The sequence below is a fragment of the Bacteroides sp. 3_1_23 genome (genome assembly GCF_000162555.1).
GTDB lineage: Bacteria > Bacteroidota > Bacteroidia > Bacteroidales > Bacteroidaceae > Bacteroides > Bacteroides ovatus.
Genome location: NZ_GG774960.1, coordinates 196,412 through 202,759, shown reverse-complemented (window position 1 = coordinate 202,759; position 6,348 = coordinate 196,412). Strand labels below are relative to the sequence as shown.

Below are 6,348 nucleotides of genomic sequence, written 5' to 3'. Positions count from 1 at the left end.
AGAGGACCGTGTTGGACTGACCGCTGGTTTACCAGTTGTGCCGCCAGGTGCATTGCTGGGTATCTAAGTCGGGATTGGATAAGTGCTGAAAGCATCTAAGTACGAAGCCAGCCACAAGATTAGATTTCTTAGGGTCGTCAAAGACGATGACGTTGATAGGATGCAGGTGTAAAGGTGGTAACATCAAAGCCGAGCATTACTAATTGCCCGTTCACTTTCTTTCGGACATGTACCGGTTGGGTATATACGTTTAGCTTGCTATACACTATGATTTTACTTTTCATCATGTCATAACCTTATTCAGGTGGTTATAGCACGAGGGTTCCACCTCTTCCCATTCCGAACAGAGAAGTTAAGCCTCGTCACGCCGATGGTACTGCGTAACAGTGGGAGAGTAGGTAGCCGCCGTTTTTTAAGAAGCCCCTTGATTCATTTTGAGTCAAGGGGCTTCTGTCATTTGGTACTTTGCGAAAAAAGTGCTATATTTGCGACCGACAATTATTTTATTAAACGTTTAAAGCAAATTTAAAAGGTATGAAAACTAAATTATTTTTGGCTGCTGTAGCAGTAACATTTTCTTTTGCAATGATGTCTTGTACTGGTAACAAAACTACTAACGCTGCTTCTGAAGGTGAAGAGACAACTGTAGAAACAGTGGAAGCTGTTGTTGAAACTGATTCTTGCTGCCAGGCTAAGGACTCTTGTGCTACTGCTTGCGACAAAAAAGCTGATTGCGCAGAAAAGAAAGAATGTTGCGATAAGAAGTAATCTATTGATTTAGAACAATAAAGAAGGAGAGGGAGAGAATGGTTCAAACATTCTACTCCCTCTTTCTGTTTTAATAAACATATCGCTTTATTCGTGATACATTTTTGCTAATAATCGGCTTTAACTTATGAAATGATATTTTTTTCGATAAAAAAGTAACGTATTATTTGGTGGTAAAGAAATAATCCATACCTTTGCACCGTCAAACTAATAAAAGAGACAAGAAATGAATCAGATGTTTATACATATTCTACTATGCGGTATTATTATTCTACTATCAAAGGTTAGTGGAAGTGAGTGCTGCGCGTAAATGTGTATAAATGAAAATATACGAAAGCCTTTCTCACTTCCAAGTGTGAAAGGCTTTTTTTAATGCTAATAATTATATAATATACATAAGAATATGGACAATAGGTTATTTATTTTTGATACCACTCTTAGAGATGGTGAACAGGTTCCGGGATGCCAGTTGAATACAGTAGAAAAGATTCAGGTAGCAAAGGCATTGGAAGCGTTGGGAGTAGACGTGATTGAAGCCGGATTCCCCATTTCGAGCCCGGGGGATTTTAATTCAGTAATTGAGATTTCAAAAGCGGTGACTTGGCCTACTATCTGTGCTTTGACCCGCGCAGTTCAAAAAGATATTGATGTAGCCGTAGATGCACTGAAATTTGCTAAACATAAACGTATTCACACCGGTATCGGTACTTCTGATTCGCACATTAAATATAAATTCAATTCGAATCGTGAAGAGATTATCGAACGTGCAGTAGCTGCTGTGAAATATGCCCGCCGTTTTGTAGACGATGTGGAATTTTATGCAGAAGACGCAGGCCGTACGGATAACGAATATCTGGCACGTGTGGTAGAAGCTGTCATCAAAGCGGGAGCTACCGTAGTGAATATCCCTGATACAACAGGTTACTGCTTGCCTTCAGAATATGGCGCCAAGATAAAATACTTGGTTGACCATGTAGACGGCATTGATAATGCCATACTTTCTACTCACTGTCATAATGACTTGGGTATGGCTACTGCCAATACGATAGCCGGTGTTTTGAACGGTGCGCGTCAGGTGGAAGTTACCATCAACGGTATTGGCGAACGTGCAGGAAATACTGCTCTCGAAGAAATCGCCATGATTATTAAGAGCCATCACGAAATAGATATTCAAACCAATATCAATACGCAGAAGATTTATCCGACCAGCCGTATGGTATCCAGCCTGATGAATATGCCGGTACAACCCAATAAAGCAATCGTTGGACGTAACGCTTTCGCACACTCTTCAGGTATCCATCAGGATGGCGTATTGAAAAATGTACAGACGTATGAGATTATCGATCCGCATGATGTGGGTATTGATGATAACTCTATCGTATTGACTGCCCGCAGCGGACGTGCTGCATTGAAAAATCGTCTTTCTATATTGGGAGTGAATCTGGATCAGGAAAAACTGGATAAGGTATATGATGAGTTCCTGAAGTTGGCTGATAAGAAGAAAGATATTAATGATGATGATATTTTAGTATTGGCAGGTGCAGACCGTAGCCAGAACCATCGTATCAAACTGGATTACTTGCAGGTGACGAGTGGTGTCGGTGTTCGTTCGGTAGCTAGTTTGGGATTGAATATTGCCGGTGAGAAGTTTGAAGCTTGTGCCAGTGGTAATGGTCCGGTAGATGCTGCCATCAAAGCATTGAAAAAGATTGTAGAACGCCACATGACTCTGAAAGAGTTTACTATTCAGGCTATCAGTAAGGGAAGTGATGATGTAGGTAAAGTGCACATGCAGGTAGAATACGATAACCAGATTTATTATGGTTTTGGTGCCAATACAGATATTATTGCTGCTTCGGTAGAAGCCTACATCGACTGTATTAACAAATTCAAATCGTAAAAAAGAGATTGACAGTCGGTTTGGTATTACAGAGATTGATTGAAAGAGTAAATAGTAATTAGTAAAATAGTAAATAAACAGATGAATACATTATTTGATAAGATATGGGATGCCCACGTGGTGACTACTGTGGAAGATGGCCCTACACAGCTTTATATTGATCGGTTATATTGTCACGAAGTGACTAGTCCGCAGGCTTTTGCGGGATTGCGTGAACGTGGAATCGGAGTATTGCGTCCCGAAAAGGTATTTTGTATGCCCGACCATAATACACCGACACACGATCAGGATAAGGAGATTGAAGATCCGATTTCTAAAACGCAGGTGGACACGCTGACGCAGAATGCGAAGGATTTTGGTCTGACACACTACGGCATGATGCATCCGAAGAATGGTATTATTCATGTGGTAGGTCCCGAACGTGGTTTGACCTTGCCGGGAATGACGATTGTTTGCGGTGACTCTCACACTTCTACTCACGGTGCAATGGGAGCGATTGCTTTCGGTATCGGAACGAGCGAGGTGGAAATGGTGCTGGCTTCACAATGTATTCTCCAGTCGAGACCGAAAACAATGCGTATCACTGTAGACGGTGAACTGGGTAAAGGGGTGACTGCAAAGGATGTGGCTCTGTATATGATGTCTAAGATGACTACCAGTGGTGCTACGGGTTACTTCGTGGAATATGCAGGTTCGGCTATCCGCAATCTGACAATGGAGGGACGTCTTACCCTTTGCAACCTTTCTATTGAAATGGGTGCGCGTGGTGGTATGGTTGCTCCGGATGAAGTGACTTTTGAATATATCAAAGGACGTGAAAGTGCTCCGCAAGGCGAAGCATGGGACAAGGCTTTGGCTTATTGGAAGACATTGAAGAGTGATGATGATGCCGTGTTTGATAAAGAAGTCCGTTTCGAAGCGGCTGATATTGAACCGATGATTACCTACGGAACGAATCCGGGTATGGGTATGGGAATCACACAGCATATTCCTACTATGGAAGGAATGAGTGAAGCTGCACAGGTTTCGTTCAAGAAATCAATGGAGTATATGGGATTCCAACCGGGTGAATCTTTGTTGGGTAAGAAGATTGATTATGTATTCCTTGGTGCTTGTACAAACGGTCGTATTGAAGATTTCCGTGCATTTGCTTCCATCGTGAAAGGTCGTAAGAAAGCGGAGAATGTAATTGCATGGCTGGTTCCGGGTTCATGGATGGTAGACGCACAGATCCGTAAGGAAGGAATCGACAAGATATTGACGGAAGCCGGATTTGCTATCCGTCAGCCGGGATGTTCTGCTTGTCTGGCAATGAACGATGATAAGATTCCTGCCGGAAAGTATTCGGTATCTACCAGCAACCGTAATTTCGAAGGACGTCAGGGCCCCGGTGCACGCACTTTGCTGGCTAGTCCGCTGGTAGCTGCCGCTGCTGCGGTGACAGGTGTGATTACCGATCCGAGAGAGCTGATGTAATTTAACCGTAATTCGTAAATCATTAAATTGTAAATAAGACGATGGCTAAGACAAAATTTAATATAATAACAAGTACTTGTGTACCTCTTCCTTTAGAAAACGTAGATACTGACCAGATCATTCCGGCACGTTTCCTGAAAGCAACCACTCGTGAAGAAAAATTCTTTGGTGATAATCTTTTTCGTGACTGGCGTTATAATGCTGACGGTTCCCTGAACAAGGATTTTGTGTTGAACAATCCTACTTATAGCGGACAGATATTGGTGGCAGGAAAAAACTTCGGTTCGGGTTCCAGCCGTGAACACGCTGCCTGGGCTATTGCAGGATATGGTTTCCGCGTGGTGGTATCCAGTTTCTTTGCCGATATTCATAAGAATAATGAGTTGAACAACTTTGTGCTGCCGGTGGTTGTTACCGAGGAGTTTCTGCAGGAGTTGTTTGATTCGATAGAAGCGGACCCGAAGATGGAAGTGGAAGTGAACCTTCCCGAACAGACCATCACCAACAAGGCGACAGGTAAAAGTGAACATTTCGAAATCAATGCTTACAAGAAACTTTGTTTGATGAACGGATTGGACGATATCGATTTCTTGTTGAGCAATAAAGATAAAATAGAAGAATGGGAAAAGAAGGCGTGAAAATAGAAATCATGGACACAACGCTCCGTGATGGTGAACAAACCAGCGGAGTATCTTTCGTGCCTCATGAGAAACTAATGATCGCCCGTTTACTGTTAGAAGATTTAAAGGTAGACCGGGTGGAGGTTGCTTCGGCGCGTGTGTCGGACGGTGAGTTTGAAGCCGTGAAGATGATTTGCGACTGGGCGGCCCGTCGTAATCTGCTCCATAAAGTGGAAGTGCTCGGCTTTGTTGACGGGCATACTTCTGTCGATTGGATTCAGCGTACCGGTTGTCGCGTGATTAATCTTCTTTGCAAAGGTTCACTGAAGCATTGTACGCAACAACTGAAAAAGACACCGGAAGAACATCTTGCAGATATCATTAATGTGGTGCATTATGCCGACGAACAGGATATAACCGTCAATGTTTATCTGGAAGATTGGAGTAACGGTATCAAGGATTCTCCCGAATATGTATTCCAGTTGATGGATGGATTGCAAGAGACGAGTGTCAAGCGTTATATGTTGCCTGACACGCTGGGTATCTTGAATCCCTTGCAAGTGATAGAGTATATGCGGAAGATGAAGAAACGTTATCCGAATACTCATCTCGATTTCCATGCGCACAATGACTATGATTTGGCAGTGAGCAATGTGCTTGCAGCTGTATTAAGCGGTGTAAAAGGACTGCATACCACCATCAACGGACTGGGCGAACGGGCAGGAAATGCTCCTCTCGCAAGTGTGCAGGCTATCCTGAAAGACCATTTCAATGCGGTGACAAATATCGACGAAAGCCGTTTGAATGATGTCAGCCGGGTAGTGGAGTCTTATTCGGGAATTGTGATACCTGCCAATAAACCGATTGTAGGTGAGAATGTCTTTACGCAAGTGGCCGGAGTGCATGCCGACGGGGATAATAAGAATAATCTCTACTGCAATGATTTGCTTCCCGAACGTTTTGGCCGCAAGCGCGAATATGCATTGGGTAAGACAAGCGGTAAAGCAAATATCCGTAAGAACCTCGAAGATCTCGGATTGGAGCTGGACGAAGATGCTATGCGCAAGGTAACGGAACGCATCATCGAGTTGGGCGACAAGAAAGAACTGGTTACACAGGAAGATTTGCCGTACATTGTTTCGGATGTGTTGAAACATGGAGCAGTGGGTGAGAAGGTTAAACTGAAGAGCTATTTTGTGAATCTGGCTCATGGGTTGAAACCGATGGCAACGTTGAAGATAGAAATCAACGGAAAAGAGTACGAAGAGAGTTCAGGCGGCGATGGTCAGTATGATGCTTTTGTTCGTGCGCTGCGTAAAATATATAAGGTGACATTAGGACGTAAATTCCCGATGTTGACCAATTATGCGGTAACCATCCCTCCCGGTGGACGTACAGATGCATTTGTGCAGACAGTTATCACGTGGAGTTATGATGAGCAGGTGTTCCGTACCCGCGGACTCGATGCCGACCAGACAGAGGCTGCCATCAAGGCTACTATGAAGATGTTGAACCTCATCGAAGATGAATACGAGAAGAGCAAGTGAGAAACAACTTGCCCGAAGAATGTTTTTTATAAGAATA

At 43.4% G+C, this 6,348-nt stretch carries 5 protein-coding genes and 2 rRNA genes; all 7 read left to right on the top strand.

Annotated features, from left to right (window positions below):
- Positions 1 to 223 (top strand): 23S ribosomal RNA (locus HMPREF9010_RS0124910); the annotation flags it as partial.
- A gap of 77 nt (positions 224 to 300) precedes the next feature.
- Positions 301 to 411, top strand: a 5S ribosomal RNA gene (gene rrf / locus HMPREF9010_RS00160).
- Between the two features lie 123 nt (positions 412 to 534).
- Positions 535 to 768: a hypothetical protein gene (locus HMPREF9010_RS0124905; protein ID WP_004307193.1), complete on the top strand. Its 234-nt coding sequence runs from the start codon at positions 535 to 537 to the stop codon at positions 766 to 768.
- A gap of 403 nt (positions 769 to 1,171) precedes the next feature.
- Positions 1,172 to 2,668, top strand: a complete 1,497-nt coding sequence (locus HMPREF9010_RS00165) for a 2-isopropylmalate synthase (RefSeq protein WP_004301125.1) — start codon at positions 1,172 to 1,174, stop codon at positions 2,666 to 2,668.
- An 81-nt stretch (positions 2,669 to 2,749) separates the two neighbouring features.
- Entirely contained in the window at positions 2,750 to 4,144 is a 1,395-nt protein-coding gene (gene leuC / locus HMPREF9010_RS00170) for a 3-isopropylmalate dehydratase large subunit (RefSeq protein ID WP_004301124.1), read from the top strand.
- 41 nt (positions 4,145 to 4,185) lie between these two features.
- Entirely contained in the window at positions 4,186 to 4,782 is a 597-nt protein-coding gene (gene leuD / locus HMPREF9010_RS00175) for a 3-isopropylmalate dehydratase small subunit (RefSeq protein ID WP_004307192.1), read from the top strand.
- Positions 4,764 to 6,311: an alpha-isopropylmalate synthase regulatory domain-containing protein gene (locus tag HMPREF9010_RS00180; protein ID WP_008651988.1), complete on the top strand. Its 1,548-nt coding sequence runs from the start codon at positions 4,764 to 4,766 to the stop codon at positions 6,309 to 6,311. Before leuD ends, HMPREF9010_RS00180 begins: the two co-directional genes overlap by 19 nt.
- Positions 6,312 to 6,348: the final 37 nt, after the last annotated feature.